The organism is Streptomyces lacrimifluminis, from assembly GCF_014646095.1.
GTDB classification, from domain to species: Bacteria; Actinomycetota; Actinomycetes; order Streptomycetales; family Streptomycetaceae; genus Streptomyces; species Streptomyces lacrimifluminis.
Genome location: NZ_BMMU01000008.1, coordinates 24,846 through 45,945 on the forward strand (window position 1 = coordinate 24,846; position 21,100 = coordinate 45,945).

15 protein-coding genes and 1 tRNA gene are annotated in these 21,100 nt (G+C 67.8%); 11 read left to right on the plus strand and 5 right to left on the minus strand.

The genetic code is table 11. From position 1 onward, the window contains the following. Positions 1-4: 4 nt before the first annotated feature. Both IEY89_RS14220 and IEY89_RS14225 read right to left on the minus strand, forming a co-directional pair. Positions 5-1,036, minus strand: a complete 1,032-nt coding sequence (locus IEY89_RS14220; RefSeq protein ID WP_189147760.1) for an adenosine deaminase — start codon at positions 1,034-1,036, stop codon at positions 5-7. Between the two features lie 135 nt (positions 1,037-1,171). After that, a complete protein-coding gene (locus tag IEY89_RS14225) occupies positions 1,172-2,398 on the minus strand; it encodes a pyridoxal phosphate-dependent aminotransferase (RefSeq protein WP_189147761.1) in 1,227 nt (408 codons plus the stop codon). 294 nt (positions 2,399-2,692) lie between these two features. Here IEY89_RS14225 and IEY89_RS14230 point away from each other — a divergent pair. From IEY89_RS14230 to IEY89_RS14280, 11 genes are all read left to right on the plus strand, one after another. Beyond that, positions 2,693-2,765 (plus strand) — tRNA-Trp (locus tag IEY89_RS14230). A 115-nt stretch (positions 2,766-2,880) separates the two neighbouring features. Next, positions 2,881-3,168: a preprotein translocase subunit SecE gene (gene secE, locus IEY89_RS14235; RefSeq protein WP_189147762.1), complete on the plus strand. Its 288-nt coding sequence runs from the start codon at positions 2,881-2,883 to the stop codon at positions 3,166-3,168. Between the two features lie 77 nt (positions 3,169-3,245). Then, the gene (gene nusG, locus IEY89_RS14240; RefSeq protein WP_229695224.1) at positions 3,246-4,148 is read left to right on the plus strand and encodes a transcription termination/antitermination protein NusG; all 903 of its coding nucleotides are present in this window, start codon (positions 3,246-3,248) and stop codon (positions 4,146-4,148) included. Positions 4,149-4,315: 167 nt separating this feature from the next. Next, on the plus strand, positions 4,316-4,750 hold the full coding sequence (rplK, locus tag IEY89_RS14245) for a 50S ribosomal protein L11 (protein ID WP_006383482.1): 435 nt from the start codon (positions 4,316-4,318) through the stop codon (positions 4,748-4,750). An 85-nt stretch (positions 4,751-4,835) separates the two neighbouring features. Then, the gene (gene rplA / locus IEY89_RS14250) at positions 4,836-5,561 is read left to right on the plus strand and encodes a 50S ribosomal protein L1 (RefSeq protein ID WP_189147763.1); all 726 of its coding nucleotides are present in this window, start codon (positions 4,836-4,838) and stop codon (positions 5,559-5,561) included. A gap of 136 nt (positions 5,562-5,697) precedes the next feature. Further along, on the plus strand, positions 5,698-6,609 hold the full coding sequence (locus IEY89_RS14255) for an SCO4651 family lipoprotein (protein WP_229695225.1): 912 nt from the start codon (positions 5,698-5,700) through the stop codon (positions 6,607-6,609). Positions 6,610-6,666: 57 nt separating this feature from the next. Further along, the gene (locus tag IEY89_RS14260; RefSeq protein WP_189147765.1) at positions 6,667-7,515 is read left to right on the plus strand and encodes an SCO4651 family lipoprotein; all 849 of its coding nucleotides are present in this window, start codon (positions 6,667-6,669) and stop codon (positions 7,513-7,515) included. Positions 7,516-7,892: 377 nt separating this feature from the next. Further along, positions 7,893-8,423 carry a 50S ribosomal protein L10 gene (gene rplJ / locus IEY89_RS14265; RefSeq protein WP_020132671.1) on the plus strand — a complete coding sequence of 177 codons (531 nt, stop codon included), beginning with the start codon at positions 7,893-7,895 and terminating at the stop codon, positions 8,421-8,423. Positions 8,424-8,534: 111 nt separating this feature from the next. Next, positions 8,535-8,918 carry a 50S ribosomal protein L7/L12 gene (gene rplL / locus IEY89_RS14270; protein WP_189147766.1) on the plus strand — a complete coding sequence of 128 codons (384 nt, stop codon included), beginning with the start codon at positions 8,535-8,537 and terminating at the stop codon, positions 8,916-8,918. 596 nt (positions 8,919-9,514) lie between these two features. Next, positions 9,515-12,997 carry a DNA-directed RNA polymerase subunit beta gene (gene rpoB, locus IEY89_RS14275; RefSeq protein ID WP_189147767.1) on the plus strand — a complete coding sequence of 1,161 codons (3,483 nt, stop codon included), beginning with the start codon at positions 9,515-9,517 and terminating at the stop codon, positions 12,995-12,997. Between the two features lie 97 nt (positions 12,998-13,094). Then, positions 13,095-16,994 (plus strand): DNA-directed RNA polymerase subunit beta', encoded by a 3,900-nt coding sequence (locus tag IEY89_RS14280; RefSeq protein ID WP_189147768.1) that lies wholly within the window; start codon positions 13,095-13,097, stop codon positions 16,992-16,994. 113 nt (positions 16,995-17,107) lie between these two features. On the opposite strand, the gene IEY89_RS40635 is transcribed toward IEY89_RS14280, so the two are convergent. From IEY89_RS40635 to IEY89_RS14295, 3 genes are read right to left on the minus strand one after another with little or no spacing between them, the layout of a single operon-like run. Further along, positions 17,108-18,730, minus strand: a complete 1,623-nt coding sequence (locus tag IEY89_RS40635; RefSeq protein ID WP_229695226.1) for a M48 family metalloprotease — start codon at positions 18,728-18,730, stop codon at positions 17,108-17,110. A gap of 46 nt (positions 18,731-18,776) precedes the next feature. Next, positions 18,777-19,325, minus strand: coding sequence for a Pycsar system effector family protein (locus tag IEY89_RS14290; protein WP_189147769.1), 549 nt, complete (start codon positions 19,323-19,325; stop codon positions 18,777-18,779). After that, positions 19,322-21,082 carry a hypothetical protein gene (locus tag IEY89_RS14295; RefSeq protein WP_189147770.1) on the minus strand — a complete coding sequence of 587 codons (1,761 nt, stop codon included), beginning with the start codon at positions 21,080-21,082 and terminating at the stop codon, positions 19,322-19,324. The genes IEY89_RS14290 and IEY89_RS14295 overlap by 4 nt, the downstream gene beginning before the upstream one ends. Between the last annotated feature and the right edge of the window lie 18 nt (positions 21,083-21,100).

The window sequence follows — 21,100 nt, forward strand, 5'->3', positions numbered from 1 at the left end:
GGGGCTACGAGGTCAGCCAGTCGTCGATCCCTGCCAGCAGCTTTGTCTGTACGCCCTCCGGCGCCGCCGAACCGCGTACCGACTGCCGGGCCAGCTCGGCCAGTTCCGCGTCCGTGAAGGCGTGGTACTGGCGGGCGATCTCGTACTGGGCCGCAAGCCGTGAGCCGAACAGCAGCGGGTCGTCGGCGCCCAGCGCCAGTGGCACGCCGGCCTCGAAGAGCTTGCGCAGCGGCACGTCCTCGGGCTTCTCGTACACGCCCAGGGCGACGTTCGACGCCGGGCACACCTCGCAGGTGATCTGGCGGTCCGCGAGGCGCTTGAGCAGGCGCGGGTCCTCCGCCGCCCGCACACCGTGGCCGATCCGGGACGCGTGCAGGTCGTCCAGGCAGTCGCGGACCGACGCCGGGCCTGTCAGCTCACCGCCGTGCGGGGCCGACAAAAGACCGCCCTCGCGCGCGATGGCGAAGGCCCGGTCGAAGTCCCGGGCCATGCCCCGCCGCTCGTCGTTGGAGAGCCCGAAGCCCACGACACCCCGGTCCGCGTACCGCACGGCGAGGCGGGCCAGTGTGCGCGCGTCCAGCGGGTGCTTCATGCGGTTCGCCGCCACCAGGACCCGCATCCCGATCCCCGTCTCCCGGCCGGCCGTCTCCACCGCGTCCAGAATGATCTCCAGCGCCGGAATGAGACCGCCCAGGCGAGGGGCGTACGACGTCGGGTCGACCTGGATCTCCAGCCAGCCCGAGCCGTCCTTGGCATCCTCCTCGGCGGCCTCGCGGACCAGCCGCTGGATGTCCTCGGGCTCCCGCAGACAGGACCGGGCCGCGTCGTACAGCCGTTGGAAGCGGAACCAGCCCCGCTCGTCGGTCGCCCGGAGTTTCGGCGGCTCGCCACTGGTGAGGGCGTCGGTCAACGCCTCGGGCAGCCGCACACCGTACTTGTCGGCCAGTTCCAGCAGGGTCGCGGACCGCATCGACCCGGTGAAGTGCAGGTGCAGATGGGCTTTCGGCAGTTCAGAGACATCACGTACGTGCTCCATTCTCGGATCCTGCCGTACGTCCGGCTCGTATCGGTAGCGCTTTCCCTGAACGTGGTCTTGCTCGCACTGACGCTCGTACCGGGAGACGAAAGAAGGCCGCCTCCCGAAGGGAAGCGGCCCACTCACTCACACGGTTCAGTCCGTCGCCTCGGCCAGCAGCTTCTGCACGCGGCTGATGCCCTCGACGAGGTCCTCGTCGCCCAGGGCGTACGACAGGCGCAGATAGCCCGGTGTGCCGAACGCCTCACCGGGTACGACGGCCACCTCGACCTCGTCCAGGATCAGCGCGGCCAGCTCGACCGAGTCCTGCGGGCGCTTGCCGCGGATCTCCTTGCCCAGCAGGGCCTTCACCGACGGGTAGACGTAGAAGGCGCCCTCGGGCTCCGGGCAGACCACGCCGTCGATCTCGTTGAGCATGCGCACGATGGTGTTGCGGCGGCGGTCGAAGGCCACGCGCATCTCCGCGACGGCGTCCAGGTTCCCGGAGACGGCGGCGAGGGCGGCGACCTGGGCCACGTTGGACACGTTGGACGTGGCGTGGGACTGGAGGTTGGTCGCGGCCTTGACGACGTCCTTCGGGCCGATGATCCAGCCGACCCGCCAGCCCGTCATGGCGTACGTCTTGGCGACGCCGTTGACCACGATGCACTTGTCGCGCAGCTCGGGGAGGATCGCGGGGAGCGAGGTGAACTTCGCGTCGCCGTAGACGAGGTGCTCGTAGATCTCGTCCGTCAGCACCCACAGACCGTGCTCCACGGCCCAGCGGCCGATCGCCTCGGTGTCCTCGGCGCTGTAGACCGCGCCGGTCGGGTTGGAGGGGGAGACGAACAGGACGACCTTCGTCCGCTCCGTGCGGGCCGCCTCCAGCTGCTCCACGCTGACCCGGTAGCCGGTGGTCTCGTCCGCGACGACCTCGACCGGGACACCGCCGGCGAGACGGATCGACTCCGGGTACGTCGTCCAGTACGGGGCGGGGACGATGACCTCGTCGCCCGGGTCGAGGATCGCGGCGAACGCCTCGTAGATGGCCTGCTTGCCGCCGTTGGTCACCAGGACCTGGGAGGCGTCCACCTCGTAGTTCGAGTCGCGGAGCGTCTTGGCGACGATCGCGGCCTTCAGCTCGGGCAGACCGCCGGCCGGCGTGTAGCGGTGGTACTTCGGGTTCGAGCAGGCCTCGACGGCGGCCTGGACGATGTAGTCCGGGGTCGGGAAGTCCGGCTCACCGGCGCCGAAGCCGATCACCGGGCGCCCGGCGGCCTTCAGGGCCTTGGCCTTGGCGTCCACGGCGAGGGTGGCGGACTCGGAGATCGCGCCGACTCGGGCGGAGACCCGGCGCGCGGTGGAAGGGGTTGCAGCGCTCATGGACCCCATCGTTTCAGACCGGAAACCTCCCGGGCACACGGGTTTCACGGATTGGTCAGACCGGACCCCCGGCGGGACGCCGGAAGGGCGCGGGGCCGGGCGGGCGGCTGAACAAGCGTCCGGATCCGGCGCCTGGGCTGGGCGATCTTCCGCCCGCGACGGCTGGGCGGGCGCTTTCTGTTCGACGACCGGCTCCGAAGCACGTACACTCTCACCTCGTTGGCCTTCAGCGGCCCGCGCTTATCGGTGCACACCGAGCATCCGGACGAGTACGGTACGTTGGAGTAACCACAAAGGGTCGTAGCTCAATTGGTAGAGCACTGGTCTCCAAAACCAGCGGTTGGGGGTTCAAGTCCCTCCGGCCCTGCTACACACGCCTTTCACCAGGCGGTGTGCGCATGCACCATCTGCATTGCTTATGCATCGCCGTGCGGCTCAGACCGGGCGCGGCACGGCCACGACCCGGGAACAGGTGAGGACGAATGGCGGACGCCGTGGGCTCCATCGATATGCCTGATGCCCAGGATGAGGCGCCCGAGTCGGACAAGAAGACTCGTAAGGGCGGTAAGCGCGCCAAAAAGGGCCCGCTGAAGCGTCTCGCGGTCTTCTACCGTCAGATCGTCGCGGAGCTCCGCAAGGTCGTCTGGCCTACGCGCAACCAGCTGACGACGTACACGACCGTGGTGATCGTCTTTGTGGTCATCATGATCGGCCTGGTGACTCTGATTGACTTTGGCCTCGACAAAGCCGCCAAGTACGTCTTTGGCTGAGCCAAGAGCGAAGGGCGCCGGGTGCGGCGCCCCTTTCGCATGTTCCACCCACATGTATCCAGGAAGAAGCAGCCACCGTGTCTGACACTGACCCGAACCTGAACGACGCCATCGTGCCGGACGAGTCCGTGGATGACGAGCTCGACATCGTCGAGGGCGTTGACGAGGTCGAGGACGAGGTCGACGCTGCGGACGCCGCCGTGGGGGAGCCCGCCGAGGAAGCAGCCATCCACGTCGAGGACGAAGACGGCGATGTCGTCGAGGCCGTCGCCGACGAGGACGAAGAGCTCGTCGAGGCCGATGCCGAAGACGCCGTCGAGGCCGATGCCGAGGCTGAGGAAGCCGAAGAAGAGGCCGAGCCCGTCGACCCCGTCGCGGCCCTCCGCGAGGAACTGCGCACGCTCCCCGGCGAGTGGTACGTCATCCACACGTACGCCGGTTACGAGAACCGTGTGAAGACCAACCTCGAACAGCGTGCCGTCTCGCTCAACGTCGAGGACTTCATCTTCCAGGCCGAGGTGCCGCAGGAAGAGGTCGCCCAGATCAAGAACGGCGAGCGCAAGACGGTCCGCCAGAACAAGCTTCCCGGCTACGTTCTCGTCCGCATGGACCTGACGAACGAGTCCTGGGGCGTCGTCCGCAACACTCCCGGTGTCACCGGCTTCGTGGGCAACGCGTACGACCCGTACCCGCTGACCCTGGACGAGATCGTCAAGATGCTCGCCCCGGAGGCCGAGGAGAAGGCCGCCCGTGAGCTCGCCGAGGCCGAGGGCAGGCCGGCTCCGGCCCGCAAGCTCGAGGTCCAGGTGCTGGACTTCGAGGTCGGCGACTCGGTCACCGTCACCGACGGCCCGTTCGCGACGCTGCAGGCGACCATCAACGAGATCAACGCCGACTCGAAGAAGGTCAAGGGCCTCGTCGAGATCTTCGGCCGCGAGACCCCGGTCGAGCTGTCGTTCGACCAGATCCAGAAGAACTAGCACTTCTGGAACAGATGCCTCCGACCAGGTCAGACAGGCTCTCACAGCCGGTCTGACCTGCTCGGTTTTTGGCCGCACATGGATACCCGTTATCGTTGTGCGGTATGCCTCCGTCCGGATGATCCGGAGAGGGGGCTGAAAACTCTCACTAGGACCCGGAGAGAGCAATGCCTCCCAAGAAGAAGAAGGTCACGGGGCTCATCAAGCTCCAGATCAACGCCGGAGCGGCCAACCCCGCCCCGCCGGTCGGGCCCGCGCTCGGCCAGCACGGCGTCAACATCATGGAGTTCTGCAAGGCCTACAACGCCGCGACCGAGTCGCAGCGTGGCTGGGTGATCCCGGTGGAGATCACGGTCTACGAGGACCGCTCCTTCACCTTCATCACCAAGACGCCGCCGGCCGCGAAGATGATCCTCAAGGCCGCGGGTGTCGAGAAGGGCTCCGGCGAGCCGCACAAGACCAAGGTCGCCAAGATCACTCAGGCGCAGGTCCGCGAGATCGCCACGACCAAGCTTCCCGACCTGAACGCCAACGACCTGGACGCCGCGTCGAAGATCATCGCCGGCACCGCCCGTTCGATGGGCATCACGGTCGAGGGCTGAGCCCTCACCTCGTAAGCCTTAGCAGTGCGTGGCAGGACCTGCTCGGTCCGTACCACGACTCCTCAGAACAACATCAGGAGCAGTAGTGAGCAAGCGCAGCAAGTCTCTCCGCGCTGCGGACGCCAAGATCGACCGGGACAAGCTCTACGCCCCGCTCGAGGCCGTCCGTCTCGCCAAGGAGACCTCCACGAGCAAGTTCGACGGCACCGTCGAGGTCGCCTTCCGCCTGGGTGTCGACCCGCGCAAGGCCGACCAGATGGTCCGTGGCACCGTGAACCTCCCGCACGGCACCGGTAAGACCGCCCGGGTCCTGGTCTTCGCGACCGGTGACCGTGCCGAGGCCGCGACCGCCGCCGGCGCCGACATCGTCGGCTCCGACGAACTGATCGACGAGGTGGCGAAGGGCCGTCTGGACTTCGACGCCGTCGTCGCCACCCCGGACCTCATGGGCAAGGTCGGCCGCCTCGGCCGTGTCCTCGGCCCGCGTGGTCTGATGCCGAACCCGAAGACGGGCACCGTGACCCCGGACGTGGCCAAGGCCGTGACCGAGATCAAGGGCGGCAAGATCGAGTTCCGCGTCGACAAGCACTCGAACCTGCACTTCATCATCGGCAAGACGTCCTTCGAGGACGACAAGCTGGTGGAGAACTACGGCGCCGCGCTGGAGGAGATCCTCCGTCTGAAGCCGTCCGCCGCCAAGGGTCGCTACATCAAGAAGGCCGCCGTCAGCACGACGATCGGCCCCGGCATTCCGGTTGACCCCAACCGCACCCGCAACCTCCTCGTCGAGGAGGACCCGGCCGCCGTCTGAGCCTCCCGCTCACTCCGGTAGCCGCGCGTACGCGTTTCGTACGACGGGCCCCGCAACCTTTCGAGGTGCGGGGCCCGTTGTCGTACCGAGGGGTTAGCGTGAAGATCACGGGGTGTACGAGGGGGTTGGGGACCGGATGAGGGACAGCGGTATACGGGGTATACAGGGTCTGCGGCGGGAGGTCCGGCCGGTCGCGGCGACCGCCGTGCTGGTGGCGCTGGGTGTGGCGATGTCGGCGTGCAGTCTCTCCGGTGCACCCGACGACGGGGACACCGGGCAGACCCGGGGCGCCGACCGCCTCGACACCCGTACGGCCGCCGCGCTGCACGCCGTCGAGAAGGCCACCGACCGGGCCGGTTCCGCCCGGGTCAGCTCCTCCTCCGTCATGGGCGACCTGCTCTCCATGCGGACGGCCGGCGTCCTCGGCTGGGCCGGTGAGCCGGTGGGCAGGCTCAGCATCACCTACACCGGGGGAGAGCTGGCCGAGTCCATGCGGGCGCTCAACAGCTCCTCCATGGAGGCCCGGCTGCTGCCCGACGCCTACTACGCCAAGGTCGGCGACAAGTTCGCCGCCCGGATGCAGGGCAAGCACTGGATCAGGTACGACTACGACGACCTGGCCGACCTGCCCGGCGGGTCGGGGACGTATCTGAAGGACCAGTTGCGCAACACCGCCCCGATCCAGCCGGTCAAGCTCCTGCTGGCCTCCGGTGACGTCCGCAGGGCCGGGACGGAGACGGTGCGCGGGGAGCGTACGACGCACTACTCGGGCGCGGTGGAGGTGGCCGCCCTCGCCGACTCCGCCCTCAAGGATCAGCTCGTCCAGGCCGGTGTCACCACCGAGACGGTCGACATCTGGGTCAACGACCGGAACCTGCTGGTCAAGAAGGTCGAGCGGGGCGAGCTGTCGAGTGGGCGGATGTCCTCGACGGCGTACTACAGCGAGTACGGCGTGAAGGCGGCGGTGACGGCACCGGAGGGCGGGGACACCGCGGACTTCAAGGACCTGTTGGGGAATTCAGAAGCCTCGTCGGCCCCACCGGGTTAGGCTCACGGTCGTTTCTGTGAATCGACCGTGTGTTCACAATGTTCCATGGGGGAAATCATGGCTGCTTCTGTTGTACGTGTGGGAACCGTGGGCCTCGCTGTGCTGCTCGTCGGCGCGGGTGCTGTCGCCTGTTCCAAGGGGGCGTCGGAGGAGTCGCCGAAGATGACGCCGGCGGCGGCTGTCGCCAAGGCGGCGAAGAACGTGGACGACATCACCTCCCTCAGCTACCGGATGACCGGCAAGACGCCCGAGGACGGCCGCGTCAAGGCCGACGCCAAGATGCGCCTCAAGCCCGACGTGGCGATGAGCATGAAGATCACCGCCCTCGACCAGGGCGCCGACGGCACGGCCGAGATCCGTCTCGTCGACAAGGCGTTGTTCATAGGCGGGGGCGCGGCAGCCGCCAAGGAGATGGACGGCAAGAGCTGGATCAAGTTCGACATGGCCGCGCTGGGCGGCGCGGATGGCGCGGGTGGGTCCCTCGGGGCCGCCGGGCAGGCCGACAAGAACCCCGCCCAGGAGTCCACCTTCCTCACCGGCTCCAAGGACGTGAAGGAGGTCGGCGAGGAGACCGTGGACGGGGTGAAGACCACCCACTACCGGGGCACGGTCACCCTCGAGCAGTTCCGCGACTCCCTCAAGTCCCAGGGCAAGGCGACCCGCGAGCAGCGCGAGAAGAGCCTTGAGCAGTACGAAAAGATGGGCATCGACAAGTTCACGATGGACATGTGGATCGGCGAGGACGAACTCACCAAGCAGTTCCGGATGCGCGGCCAGGCCGACAAGGGTCCGCTCGACATGACGATCACCTTCGACGACGTCAACAAGCCGGTGAGCATTGCCGCGCCTGCTGCGAAGGATGTCGCGGACCTGGCGGAGATGATGAAGGGTGCGCAGGAGGGCTGAGCGTTCCGCTGGATGCGCGGTCCCTTTGCCGCGGGCCGGTGAGGGCTGGTCGCGCCCACGCGGCAAAGCCGCACATCGATACAGCCCCGCGCCCCTTGCAGGGCGCGGATTTGCTTGGCGGGGACGCCCTCACGTACTCTCGTCCAGAAGCCAAAGACCGCTGGTCGTTGCCTTGTGCTCGTAAGAGGACTTGGTGGCCGAAGGATCCGCTGAACTGCGGACGACCTGCGCAGGTGTGACTGTGGATGTGCTCCCGGACGAAATCCGCTCACGGAATTCGGTTGGTCGAGCTCACGCCCCGTGCGCCTGCGCCGGGGCGTTTCGTTTTCCCAGTCTCCTTTTGAGCGGTCCTCATCACCCGGAAGGAGGCCACGCTTATGGCAAGGCCCGACAAGGCTGCCGCGGTAGCCGAGCTCGCGGACCAGTTCCGTAGCTCGAACGCCGCTGTGCTGACCGAGTACCGGGGTCTCACCGTGGCGCAGCTCAAGACGCTGCGTCGTTCGCTCGGTGAAGACGCCCAGTACGCCGTGGTGAAGAACACGCTGACCAAGATCGCGGCCAACGAGGCCGGGATCTCCACGCTCGACGACCTGTTCAACGGTCCGACGGCGGTTGCCTTCATCACCGGTGACCCGGTGACGTCGGCGAAGGGTCTTCGTGACTTCGCCAAGGACAACCCGAACCTCGTCATCAAGGGCGGTGTCCTTGACGGTAAGGCGCTGTCCGCCGACGAGATCAAGAAGCTTGCGGACCTCGAGTCCCGCGAGGTTCTGCTCGCCAAGCTGGCGGGCGCCATGAAGGGCAAGCAGTCGCAGGCTGCCTCGCTGTTCCAGGCGCTCCCGTCGAAGTTCGTCCGCACCGCGGAAGCGCTTCGCGTCAAGCTGGCCGAGCAGGGCGGTGCCGAGTAACTCGGCTCGCACTCTGACCGCCGCCTGACGCGGTGGTCGACGCGGGCCGAACGTACGCCCGCCGACATGTACATCCGGCACCTGCCGAATTGACTGGAAGGATCGCCCATCATGGCGACGAAGCTGTCCCAGGAAGAGCTGCTCGCGCAGTTCGAGACCCTCACCCTCATCGAGCTCTCCGAGTTCGTCAAGGCCTTCGAGGAGAAGTTCGACGTCACCGCCGCCGCCGCGGTCGCCGCTGCCCCGGCCGGCCCGGCCGCCGCCGCTGAGGTCGCCGAGGAGCAGGACGAGTTCGACGTCGTCCTCACCGGCGCCGGCGAGAAGAAGATCCAGGTCATCAAGGTCGTGCGTGAGCTGACCTCGCTGGGTCTCAAGGAGGCCAAGGACCTCGTGGACGGCGCCCCGAAGCCCGTTCTCGAGAAGGTCGCCAAGGAGGCCGCCGAGAAGGCTGCCGAGTCCCTCAAGGCCGCTGGCGCCTCCGTCGAGGTCAAGTAACTCGACTTGCGGCTGACACAGGGCTACTCGTAGCCCTGTAACGCTGACGCAGTGAAGAGCGATCATCCATCTGGGTGGTCGCTCTTCGGCGTTCGAGGGGTCGGGTCGTGGCTGCCTTGCAGGCTTGGTGACGGCGAGTAAGGTGATCTTCGTCGTGCCTCCCGAACGCCCCTGATGCTGTGCCGCACGTGACGATGGCAGCACCGGGTTTGGGTATGGAGGCCTTGACGAACCGCACGGAGCGCGCAATTCTCAGGACGCGTCGTCACAACGATCCGAATCCGAGGCATGGATCGGTGGCGAAGAGGGCAGTATCGATGTGGCATCGAGGGCGTGGCTTGCAGCAGGGGTTGAGAGCAACGAGGGTCTTCAAAAACCCGGACTGGACATCAGTGGGCCTACTGGCTACACTGACCCTTTGCGCTGCCTGTTAGCTGCCTCCTGCCCGTCACCAGGGGCATGCCCTCGCTTGAGCATCGACGATCGGACCTTCTCCGACCTGGCCTTTTCCGGCTGGTCGTGGAGCGCCCGTCTCTGTGCCCCAGTGGGGAGCCGGTACGCGCGTAGTGAGTCCGAGCCCTCGGAAGGACCCCCTCTTGGCCGCCTCGCGCACTGCCTCCGCGAATACGAACTACGGCGCCAGCACCGCCCCGCTGCGCATCTCCTTTGCAAAGATCAAGGAGCCTCTCGAGGTTCCGAACCTCCTTGCGCTGCAAACCGAGAGCTTCGACTGGCTGCTCGGTAACGCCGCGTGGAAGGCTCGTGTCGAGGCGGCTCTGGACAGCGGACAGGACGTCCCCACCAAGTCCGGTCTGGAGGAGATCTTCGAGGAGATCTCCCCGATCGAGGACTTCTCCGGGTCGATGTCCCTGACGTTCCGCGACCACCGCTTCGAGCCTCCGAAGAACTCGATCGACGAGTGCAAGGAGCGCGACTTCACGTACTCCGCGCCCCTCTTCGTCACGGCCGAGTTCACCAACAACGAGACCGGCGAGATCAAGTCCCAGACGGTCTTCATGGGCGACTTCCCGCTCATGACCAACAAGGGCACCTTCGTCATCAACGGCACCGAGCGTGTCGTCGTGTCGCAGCTGGTCCGTTCGCCGGGTGTCTACTTCGACTCCTCCATCGACAAGACGTCCGACAAGGACATCTTCTCCTCCAAGGTGATCCCCTCCCGGGGTGCCTGGCTGGAGATGGAGATCGACAAGCGCGACATGGTCGGTGTCCGCATCGACCGCAAGCGCAAGCAGTCCGTGACCGTTCTGCTGAAGGCTCTCGGTTGGACGACCGAGCAGATCCTTGAGGAGTTCGGCGAGTACGAGTCGATGCGCGCCACCCTGGAGAAGGACCACACCCAGGGCCAGGACGACGCGCTGCTCGACATCTACCGCAAGCTCCGTCCGGGCGAGCCGCCGACCCGTGAGGCCGCGCAGACGCTTCTGGAGAACCTGTACTTCAACCCGAAGCGCTATGACCTCGCCAAGGTCGGCCGTTACAAGGTCAACAAGAAGCTGGGTGGCGAGGCCCCGCTGGACGCCGGTGTGCTGACCGTCGAGGACATCATCTCGACGATCAAGTACCTGGTGAAGCTGCACGCCGGTGAGACCGAGACCGTTGGTGACAACGGCACGACGATCGTCGTCGAGACCGACGACATCGACCACTTCGGCAACCGTCGTCTGCGCAACGTCGGCGAGCTCATCCAGAACCAGGTCCGTACGGGTCTGGCGCGTATGGAGCGAGTCGTCCGTGAGCGCATGACGACCCAGGACGTCGAGGCGATCACGCCGCAGACCCTGATCAACATCCGGCCGGTCGTCGCCTCCATCAAGGAGTTCTTCGGCACCAGCCAGCTGTCGCAGTTCATGGACCAGAACAACCCGCTGTCGGGTCTCACCCACAAGCGCCGTCTGTCGGCTCTTGGTCCGGGTGGTCTCTCCCGTGAGCGGGCCGGCTTCGAGGTCCGTGACGTGCACCCCTCGCACTACGGCCGCATGTGCCCGATCGAGACCCCTGAAGGCCCGAACATCGGTCTGATCGGCTCGCTCGCCTCCTACGGCCGGGTCAACGCGTTCGGGTTCGTCGAGACCCCGTACCGCAAGGTCGTCGAGGGTGTCGTCACCGACGACGTCGACTACCTGACGGCCGACGAGGAAGACCGCTTCGTCATCGCGCAGGCCAACGCGATCCTCTCCGACGACATGCGCTTCGAGGAGTCCCGCGTACTCGTCCGCCGCCGTGGCGGCGAGATCGACTACATCCCCGGCGACGACGTCGACTACATGGACGTCTCCCCGCGCCAGATGGTGTCCGTCGCGACCGCGATGATCCCCTTCCTGGAGCACGACGACGCCAACCGTGCCCTCATGGGCGCGAACATGATGCGCCAGGCCGTGCCGCTGATCACCGCCGAGGCTCCCCTCGTCGGTACGGGCATGGAGTACCGCTGCGCCGTCGACGCCGGTGACGTCATCAAGGCCGAGAAGGCGGGTGTGGTCCAGGAGGTCTCCGCGGACTACGTCACCGTCGCCAACGACGACGGCACGTACACCACGTACCGCATCGCGAAGTTCTCGCGCTCCAACCAGGGCACCTCGGTCAACCAGAAGGTTGTCGTCAACGAGGGCGACCGGGTCGTCGAGCACCAGGTGCTCGCCGACGGTCCGGCCACCCAGGAAGGCGAGATGGCGCTGGGCAAGAACCTGCTCGTCGCCTTCATGCCGTGGGAGGGTCACAACTACGAGGACGCGATCATCCTGTCGCAGCGCCTCGTCCAGGACGACGTCCTCTCCTCGATCCACATCGAGGAGCACGAGGTCGACGCCCGTGACACCAAGCTCGGCCCCGAGGAGATCACCCGGGACATCCCGAACGTCTCCGAGGAGGTCCTCGCCGACCTCGACGAGCGCGGCATCATCCGCATCGGTGCCGAGGTCGTCGCCGGTGACATCCTCGTCGGCAAGGTCACGCCCAAGGGTGAGACCGAGCTGACCCCCGAGGAGCGCCTGCTCCGCGCGATCTTCGGTGAGAAGGCGCGCGAGGTCCGCGACACCTCGCTGAAGGTGCCGCACGGCGAGATCGGCAAGGTCATCGGCGTCCGCGTCTTCGACCGTGAGGAGGGCGACGAGCTGCCGCCGGGCGTGAACCAGCTGGTTCGGGTCTACGTGGCGCAGAAGCGCAAGATCACGGACGGTGACAAGCTCGCCGGCCGCCACGGCAACAAGGGTGTTATCTCGAAGATCCTTCCGATCGAGGACATGCCGTTCCTCGAGGACGGAACTCCGGTCGACATCATCCTCAACCCGCTGGGTGTGCCGTCCCGAATGAACCCGGGACAGGTGCTGGAGATCCACCTCGGCTGGCTCGCCAGTCGCGGCTGGGACGTCTCCGGGCTCGCGGACGACTGGGCGCAGCGCCTCCAGTCCATCGGGGCCGACGTGGTCTCCCCCGGCACCAACGTCGCCACCCCCGTCTTCGACGGTGCGCGTGAGGACGAGCTGGCCGGTCTGCTGAACCACACCATCCCGAACCGCGACGGTTCGCGCATGGTGCTCCCGACCGGCAAGGCGCCGCTGTTCGACGGCCGCTCCGGCGAGCCGTTCCCGGAGCCCGTCTCCGTCGGTTACATGTACATCCTCAAGCTCCACCACCTGGTCGACGACAAGCTCCACGCCCGTTCGACCGGTCCGTACTCGATGATCACCCAGCAGCCGCTGGGTGGTAAGGCCCAGTTCGGTGGCCAGCGATTCGGCGAGATGGAGGTGTGGGCGCTGGAGGCATACGGCGCCGCGTACGCCCTCCAGGAGCTGCTGACCATCAAGTCCGACGACGTGACCGGCCGCGTGAAGGTCTACGAGGCCATCGTCAAGGGCGAGAACATCCCCGAGCCCGGCATCCCCGAGTCCTTCAAGGTGCTCATCAAGGAGATGCAGTCTCTCTGCCTCAACGTGGAGGTGCTGTCCAGTGACGGTATGTCCATCGAAATGCGTGACACCGACGAGGACGTCTTCCGCGCGGCGGAGGAGCTCGGCATCGACCTGTCCCGGCGTGAGCCGAGCAGCGTCGAAGAGGTCTGACGGGAGTTCGGCGGGCCTTGAGCGATCAAGGCCCGCCGGCCCCAGGACCCCCGTATCAGACCCCATGACTTACAACCCTGAGAGGGATTGACGCATAGTGCTCGACGTCAACTTCTTCGACGAGCTCCGGATCGGCCTGGCTACGGCGGACGACATCCGTCAGTGGAGCCACGGCGAGGTCAAGAAGCCCGAGACGATCAACTACCGCACGCTCAAGCCCGAAAAGGACGGACTCTTCTGCGAGAAGATCTTCGGTCCGACCCGGGACTGGGAGTGCTACTGCGGCAAGTACAAGCGCGTCCGCTTCAAGGGCATCATCTGTGAGCGCTGTGGCGTCGAGGTCACTCGCGCCAAGGTGCGCCGTGAGCGGATGGGCCACATCGAGCTCGCCGCTCCCGTCACCCACATCTGGTACTTCAAGGGCGTTCCGTCGCGTCTTGGCTACCTGCTCGACCTCGCCCCGAAGGACCTGGAAAAGGTCATCTACTTCGCGGCGTACATGATCACGTACGTCGACGACGAGCGCCGTACCCGTGACCTGCCCTCGCTGGAGGCGCACGTCTCGGTCGAGCGGCAGCAGATCGAGAACCGCCGCGACTCCGACCTCGAAGCCCGCGCCAAGAAGCTGGAAAGCGACCTGGGCGAGCTGGAGGCCGAGGGCGCCAAGGCCGACGTACGCCGCAAGGTGCGCGAAGGTGCCGAGCGGGAGATGAAGCAGCTGCGGGACCGTTCGCAGCGCGAGATCGACCGCCTCGACGAGGTGTGGACCCGGTTCAAGAACCTCAAGGTCCAGGACCTGGAGGGCGACGAGCTGCTCTACCGCGAGCTGCGCGACCGCTTCGGGACCTACTTCGACGGTTCGATGGGTGCCGCGGCGCTGCAGAAGCGCCTGGAGTCCTTCGACCTGGAGGAGGAGGCCGAGCGCCTCCGCGAGATCATCCGTACCGGCAAGGGCCAGAAGAAGACCCGTGCGCTGAAGCGGCTGAAGGTCGTGTCCGCCTTCCTGCAGACCTCCAACAGCCCCAAGGGCATGGTCCTCGACTGCGTCCCGGTCATCCCGCCGGACCTTCGCCCGATGGTGCAGCTGGACGGTGGCCGCTTCGCGACCTCCGACCTGAACGACCTGTACCGCCGTGTGATCAACCGGAACAACCGTCTGAAGCGGCTTCTCGACCTCGGTGCTCCCGAGATCATCGTGAACAACGAGAAGCGCATGCTTCAGGAGGCCGTCGACGCGCTGTTCGACAACGGCCGCCGTGGCCGTCCGGTCACCGGTCCCGGTAACCGCCCGCTGAAGTCCCTGAGCGACATGCTCAAGGGCAAGCAGGGTCGTTTCCGTCAGAACCTGCTCGGCAAGCGTGTGGACTACTCCGCGCGTTCCGTGATCGTCGTCGGTCCGCAGCTGAAGCTGCACCAGTGCGGTCTGCCGAAGGCGATGGCGCTGGAGCTCTTCAAGCCGTTCGTGATGAAGCGGCTCGTGGACCTCAACCACGCGCAGAACATCAAGAGCGCCAAGCGCATGGTCGAGCGTGGCCGCACCGTCGTGTACGACGTCCTCGAAGAGGTCATCGCCGAGCACCCGGTGCTGCTGAACCGCGCGCCCACGCTGCACCGCCTCGGCATCCAGGCCTTCGAGCCGCAGCTGGTCGAGGGCAAGGCCATCCAGATCCACCCGCTCGTCTGCACCGCGTTCAACGCGGACTTCGACGGTGACCAGATGGCCGTCCACCTGCCGCTCTCCGCGGAGGCGCAGGCCGAGGCCCGCATCCTGATGCTGTCCTCGAACAACATCCTCAAGCCCGCCGACGGCCGTCCGGTGACGATGCCGACCCAGGACATGGTCCTCGGTCTGTTCTTCCTCACCACCGACGGTGAACTGCGTGACGTCAAGGGCGAGGGCCGCGCGTTCGGCTCCACCGCCGAGGCGACCATGGCGTTCGACAACGGCGAGCTCGCGCTGCAGTCGGCGATCGACATCCGCTTCCCGGTGGGCACCATCCCGCCGCGCGGCTGGACCCCGCCGGCCCGTGAGGAGAACGAGCCCGAGTGGCAGCAGGGGGACACCTTCCGCCTGCGCACCACCCTGGGCCGCGCGCTCTTCAACGAGCTGCTGCCCGAGGACTACCCGTTCGTCGACTACTCGGTGGGCAAGAAGCAGCTCGGTGAGATCGTCAACGACCTCGCCGAGCGCTACCCCAAGGTCATCGTGGCGGCGACGCTCGACAACCTGAAGGCGGCGGGCTTCTACTGGGGCACGCGCTCCGGTGTCACCGTGGCCATCTCCGACATCGTCGTTCCCGAGGCGAAGAAGGAGATCGTCAAGGGCTACGAGGCGCAGGACGAGAAGGTCCAGAAGCAGTACGAGCGCGGTCTGATCACCAAGGACGAGCGCACGCAGGAACTCATCGCGATCTGGACCAAGGCGACCAACGAGGTTGCCGAGGCGATGAACGCGAACTTCCCCAAGACGAACCCCATCTTCATGATGGTTGACTCGGGTGCCCGAGGAAACATGATGCAGATGCGGCAGATCGCCGGTATGCGTGGTCTGGTGTCGAACGCCAAGAACGAGACGATTCCTCGTCCCATCAAGGCGTCCTTCCGCGAGGGCCTGTCCGTGCTGGAGTACTTCATCTCCACCCACGGTGCCCGTAAGGGTCTCGCCGACACCGCCCTGCGTACCGCCGACTCGGGTTACCTCACCCGTCGTCTGGTGGACGTCTCGCAGGACGTCATCATCCGCGAGGAGGACTGCGGCACCGACCGTGGCCTCAAGCTGGCGATCGCCGAGCGCGACGAAGCCGGTGTGCTGCGCAAGACCGAGAACGTCGAGACGTCGGTGTACGCCCGTGCGCTGGCCGAGGACATCACCATCGACGGACGCGTGCTGGCCCCGGCCAACACCGACCTCGGTGACGTCCTCATCGACGAGCTGGTCAGGCACGGCGTCGAGGAGGTCAAGACCCGCTCGGTCCTGACCTGCGAGTCCGCCGTCGGCACCTGCGCCATGTGCTACGGCCGTTCGCTGGCCACCGGCAAGCTGGTCGACATCGGTGAGGCGGTCGGCATCATCGCCGCACAGTCCATCGGTGAGCCCGGTACCCAGCTGACGATGCGTACCTTCCACACCGGTGGTGTGGCCGGTGACGACATCACCCAGGGTCTGCCCCGTGTCGTCGAGCTCTTCGAGGCTCGTACGCCCAAGGGTGTCGCCCCGATCTCGGAGGCGGCCGGCCGCGTCCGTATCGAGGAGACCGAGAAGACCAAGAAGATCGTCATCACCCCGGACGACGGCAGCGACGAGACGGCGTTCCCGATCTCGAAGCGCGCCAAGGTCATGGTGCGTGAGGGTGACCACGTCGAGGTGGGCCAGAAGCTCACCTTCGGTGCCACCAACCCGCACGACGTGCTGCGGATCCTCGGTCAGCGCGCGGTCCAGGTCCACCTGGTCGGCGAGGTCCAGAAGGTCTACAACTCGCAGGGTGTGTCGATCCACGACAAGCACATCGAGATCATCATCCGGCAGATGCTCCGCCGCGTGACGATCATCGAGTCCGGCGACGCCGAGCTGCTGCCCGGCGAGCTGGTCGAGCGTGGCAAGTTCGAGACCGAGAACCGTCGTGTGGTCCAGGAAGGCGGCCACCCGGCCTCCGGCCGTCCGCAGCTGATGGGTATCACCAAGGCCTCGCTGGCGACGGAATCCTGGCTGTCGGCCGCCTCCTTCCAGGAGACGACCCGAGTTCTGACGGACGCGGCGATCAACGCCAAGTCCGACAGCCTCATCGGCCTCAAGGAGAACGTCATCATCGGTAAGCTCATCCCGGCCGGTACGGGTCTGTCCCGCTACCGCAACATCCGGGTCGAGCCGACCGAGGAGGCCAAGGCCGCGATGTACTCGGCCGTCGGCTACGACGACATCGACTACTCGCCGTTCGGCACGGGCTCCGGCCAGGCCGTTCCGCTGGAGGACTACGACTACGGTCCGTACAACCAGTAAGCGGGCAGTTCGGCTTGTTCGACCTGTTTGATCCGTTTGACTGCTTGATCTGAAGGGCGGTCACCCCCGTTGGGGGGTGGCCGCCCTTCGGCGTGTCCGGGCACCTTTCACGCTCAGCGCTGTTGTTGCAGGTACGGCTGGAGGTGGTGCAGCCGGGTGTGGTGGTCCGGGTGCGAGGAGAGCAGCTTGCTCAGCGGGCTCTCCTGCGGTGCCACCCCGTTGTTGAGCGCCGTGAGCGCGGCCGTCTGCCGCTGTTCCTCCTGGTGCAGCTTGTCGAGTACGGAGGCCAGCATCGGGGCGAAGCCGAGGGCCGCCGCGTGCTCGTCGGCGCGGAGTTCTGCGCGGCGGCCTACTGCGGCGAGCGCGTACGGCACGCCGAGGATCAGCAGGGGCAGGCCGTACAGGGTGCTGACGGTCGCCATGGCGATGCCGCCGAGGACGAGCACGACGAAGCCGACGCCGAAGCAGGAGAAGGCGCGGGACACCTTGAACACGATCACGGAGAAGGCGCGCAGGAACCGCCAGGCGAGGCGGCCGGGCTGCGCGTACCAGTAGCCGAGCAGCCCCGACCAGGCGTGGCCGCCGACGTGGTGGCCCAGCTCGTGTGCCATGACGGCGGCGAGTTCGCCGTTGGGCAGCTCGTTCATGGCGAAGCGGGTGACGCCGACGATGTGGCCGGCCGCGGCGACCGCGTTCAGGCCGTCGCTGTCCTCGACCCAGAGCTCGTAGTTGCGGCCCTCGACACCCGCGCGGGCGGTGACCTCACGCCAGACGGGTTCGAGTTTGGCTCGTTCTTGTGGAGTGGGGTGGCGCAGGTGGAGCAAACGGCGCGCGAGGGCGCTTTCGGTGGGCCTGTGGAAGACGAGTGCGCCGCTCAGTATCCAGACGATGATCACGAGGACGGCGAGGTCGCCGAAGAAGAGGGAGAACATGCTGACGACGAGGAGGCTGCAGAGGAAGTTCGGCAGGTAGAGGAGGAGGTTGCCCACGGCGGTGGCGTCGGTACGACGCTGCTGGGAGGAGATGTGGACGCGCCCGCGGTCGGTGGAGATGTGGTGGGGGTGCGTGGCGGCGTCCGCCGGGGCTGGAGGAGAGGTGGGGCTCGCCGCGGGGGGCGTGAAGGGAGAGGTGGGTGTGGTCGGGGGTTGCTGCGGGGGAGCGTACTGCGGGGGGATGGGCTGGGCGGTTGCCTGGGGGTAGGGCGGGGGCTGGTTCTGGGCCGCGCCGGGGTAGGTGGGCGGCTGAGGCTGGTTCGGGGTCGTGCCCGGGTAGGTCGGGGGCTGGGCGGTGCCGGGGTACGGGGGTGGTGCGGTCGCGCTGGGGTGGGCCGGGGGTTGGGAGCTGTCCGGGTACTGGGGTGGTGCGGCTGCGCCCGGGTAGGTTGGGGGCTGGGCGGAGCCCGGGTACGTGGGCGGCTCGGTCGCGCCCGGGTAGGCCGGGGGCTCGGTGAAGCGCGCGTGCTGGGGCTGTTGGGCCGGGCCGGGGTACGAGGGCTGTTGGGCCGCCGGGGCAGGGTACGCGGGTGGTTGGGGCGAGCCCGGGTAGGCCGGAGTCTGAGCGGTGCCCTCGTACTGGGGTGGTTGTCGCGTGTCCTGCGGGTACGGGGGCGCGGGGTGGCCGGGGTACTGCGGTGGGGGCGAGGGCGGGGTTGCTGTCTGCTCGGGGTATGTCGGCGGGAACAGGGGCTGCTCGGAGGGCTCGGGGTATTCCGGTGGTGACGAGGGTGGCTGGGGCATGGTCTTCCTTCACCTGCGGGGACGGCGACTGAGCGGTCCGTTGTGTTCAGCCGATGAGCAGTGAGGCGGGGAGGAGCAGCGTGCCGGTGCAGAAGGAGATCAGGCCGGTACGGATCCACTGGTGCTTGCGTGCGGCGATGCGGCTCGTCTCGCTGAGCGCCGAGGTGAGCGCGGCCGTGGGGTCGCGCTGGGTGTCGGCGAGTGCTGCCTCCAACTGGCCGAGCCGCACGGCCTGTTGGATGTCGCCGAAGTAGGAGAGGGGCTGGCCCGGAGCCCACGGTTCGGAGCGGTAGCGGGGCAGGACGGCGAGGAGCAGCGAGAACAGGGACAGCACCAGGGACGCGACCCCGAGGGCCCAGACGACGGTGCCGAAAGTGGTGAGCGCTGCCGGGTTCCAGTCGCGCGCGGCGAGCAGCCCGCTGGACACACCGGCGGTCATTCCCAGAGCGGCGACCAGCACGGACGCCTTGGTGTCGGCGCGGGCGATCTCCGTACGGAGGTCCGCGAGGAGGCGCTCGCAGAGCTGGGTCTGGTCGGCGGGCGTGGTGGCCGGTGGGGGCGGTGCCGGGGTGGGGCGGGGGTCGAGCGTCGTCATGTGGCGCTGCCTGCCCTGTCCTCCTTGGCGCCGGCATCCGGGCCCTCGGCGGGCTCGTCCGGCGCCGCGTTCTGCTGGTCGGGGAGGGTCGGGGTGCTGCCGTAGCCCGGTGGCGGCTGCCAGACGGGGGCCGCGGGAGTGCCGTAGGCGCCCGGTGACGGGGGAGCGGAGTACGGCTGCTGGTACGGCGGGGGAGTGGGCGGGACCGGCGGGGCGTAGCCGGGCGTCGCGGGGAGCGTGGGAGCCCCGGGGAAGCCGACGGGGCCCGGGGCGTCGTACGCGGAGGCGGCTCCGTAGGGCGTGGTGGGGCCCGGGGCGGGCGCGGGTGGCTGCGGGGCGCCCTGGTACGGGCTCGGCGGGGGCTGGGTCTCCTGGGTCCCCTGGACGGCCGGGGTGGCCGTCGGCCACGCGGGCGAGGCGCTCGGCGGTGGCGTCGGCGGCTGGGTCGCCCGGGCCGGGGGCGCGTCGCTCGGGGGCTGGTCGGTGGGCTCGGTGTGGCCGGGGTGCGCGTACGCGGGGTCGGGTCGGGCCGGGCCGGATCCCGGTTGCCCGGGGACGAAGCCGGGCTGGGCGGGCGCCCCCTGGCCGTAGCCCGCGTACGGGTCGCCCAGGGCCGGGTCGCCGCCCGGGAGTGGGGGAGGTGTCTGGGGGACGCCCGGGAGGCGTTGGGTGAGGATGTCGCTGACTGTGCGCAGGGCCAGTTGTTTGGGGCCCTCCAGCTCGAACTTCTCCGCGTTGTCGCCGTGCAGCAGGTCCTTCACCAGGTCCATCTGGGCCTGGATCATGCGGAGTTGGTCGTCGCGCATGCTCGTCATGACCATGCGGGAGTCCTCCGGGTGCTGGGCCAGATGGAGGGCCCACTGCTGGACCCCGCCCTGGGACAGGTGCCACTGGTAGTAGGCGATCTTCTCCGACTCGATCCTCTGCAACTCCAGCTCCTGGTGGCCCTGTTGGATGGAGATCTGGTGCTGCTGGCCGCTCTGCAGGGCCGCCTGCTCGTATGCCCAGCGCTGCTGCTGGAGGGCCAGGTGCTGATTCTGGGCGCCGTACGCCATCGCGCGTTCGATCTGGAGGGCGTCCTGCCCGCGGTTGCGGCGGTCCACCTCCACGTCGATCTCGGAGCCGCGCTGGGCCGCCCGTACCTGCTCGGTCGCCGAGTGGTCGATGGCCTGCAGGCGGCGCTGGTGGTCGATGTTCTCCTGGTCGCGCCGCAGGCGCAGGGTCCAGGTGGCCTGGAGGCCGGCCGGGGCGCCCAGCGGGCCCAGGACGTTGATCGCCTGGAGGAGCTCCCCCTCCGCCGCCGCGCTGTCCGTGATCGGGAAGCGCCGGCTCACCGGGCGTGCCGCGCGCTGGAGTTCGCCGATGAGCAGGCCCGGTACGTCCCGGTGGCCGCTGCCCACGAACCGGGCCGGGTCGATGACCTGCCAGGACATGTCGATCTCGGCCGAGAACTCGAACGCGTCGTTGTCGCTGGGGAGCGTGAGCGTGCCGGAGAACGGGTGCACGCCCATGTCGACCTCGTACACCGCCGTGTAGTGCCGGGCCGCGATCTCGCTGCGTGTCGGGCGGCGGGGCGGGAGATAGGCCTCGTAGCCGCCCTTGGCGGTAGAGAAGACGAGCGCGTGGTCGATGCGGACCGTCGACTTCAGGGAGAGTTCGAAGCGCGACAGCTGGCGGACCGTGAGTACGGGGTCGATCAGCTGGGTGTGCCGGTCGGCGGACTGCTGCCACTCGGGCGGGCGGTGGAAGACGGGCATCGTGCGTCGCTCCTCGGT

Excerpts from the sequence above, each read along its gene's own strand:
- IEY89_RS14220 (WP_189147760.1), bottom strand. The coding sequence starts at position 1,036 with ATGGAGCACGTACGTGATGTCTCTGAACTGCCGAAAGCCCATCTGCAC.
- IEY89_RS14225 (WP_189147761.1), bottom strand. The coding sequence starts at position 2,398 with ATGAGCGCTGCAACCCCTTCCACCGCGCGCCGGGTCTCCGCCCGAGTC.
- secE (WP_189147762.1), top strand. The coding sequence starts at position 2,881 with ATGGCGGACGCCGTGGGCTCCATCGATATGCCTGATGCCCAGGATGAG.
- rplK (WP_006383482.1), top strand. The coding sequence starts at position 4,316 with ATGCCTCCCAAGAAGAAGAAGGTCACGGGGCTCATCAAGCTCCAGATC.
- IEY89_RS14255 (WP_229695225.1), top strand. The coding sequence starts at position 5,698 with ATGAGGGACAGCGGTATACGGGGTATACAGGGTCTGCGGCGGGAGGTC.
- IEY89_RS14260 (WP_189147765.1), top strand. The coding sequence starts at position 6,667 with ATGGCTGCTTCTGTTGTACGTGTGGGAACCGTGGGCCTCGCTGTGCTG.
- rplJ (WP_020132671.1), top strand. The coding sequence starts at position 7,893 with ATGGCAAGGCCCGACAAGGCTGCCGCGGTAGCCGAGCTCGCGGACCAG.
- rplL (WP_189147766.1), top strand. The coding sequence starts at position 8,535 with ATGGCGACGAAGCTGTCCCAGGAAGAGCTGCTCGCGCAGTTCGAGACC.
- IEY89_RS40635 (WP_229695226.1), bottom strand. The coding sequence starts at position 18,730 with ATGCCCCAGCCACCCTCGTCACCACCGGAATACCCCGAGCCCTCCGAG.
- IEY89_RS14290 (WP_189147769.1), bottom strand. The coding sequence starts at position 19,325 with ATGACGACGCTCGACCCCCGCCCCACCCCGGCACCGCCCCCACCGGCC.
- IEY89_RS14295 (WP_189147770.1), bottom strand. The coding sequence starts at position 21,082 with ATGCCCGTCTTCCACCGCCCGCCCGAGTGGCAGCAGTCCGCCGACCGG.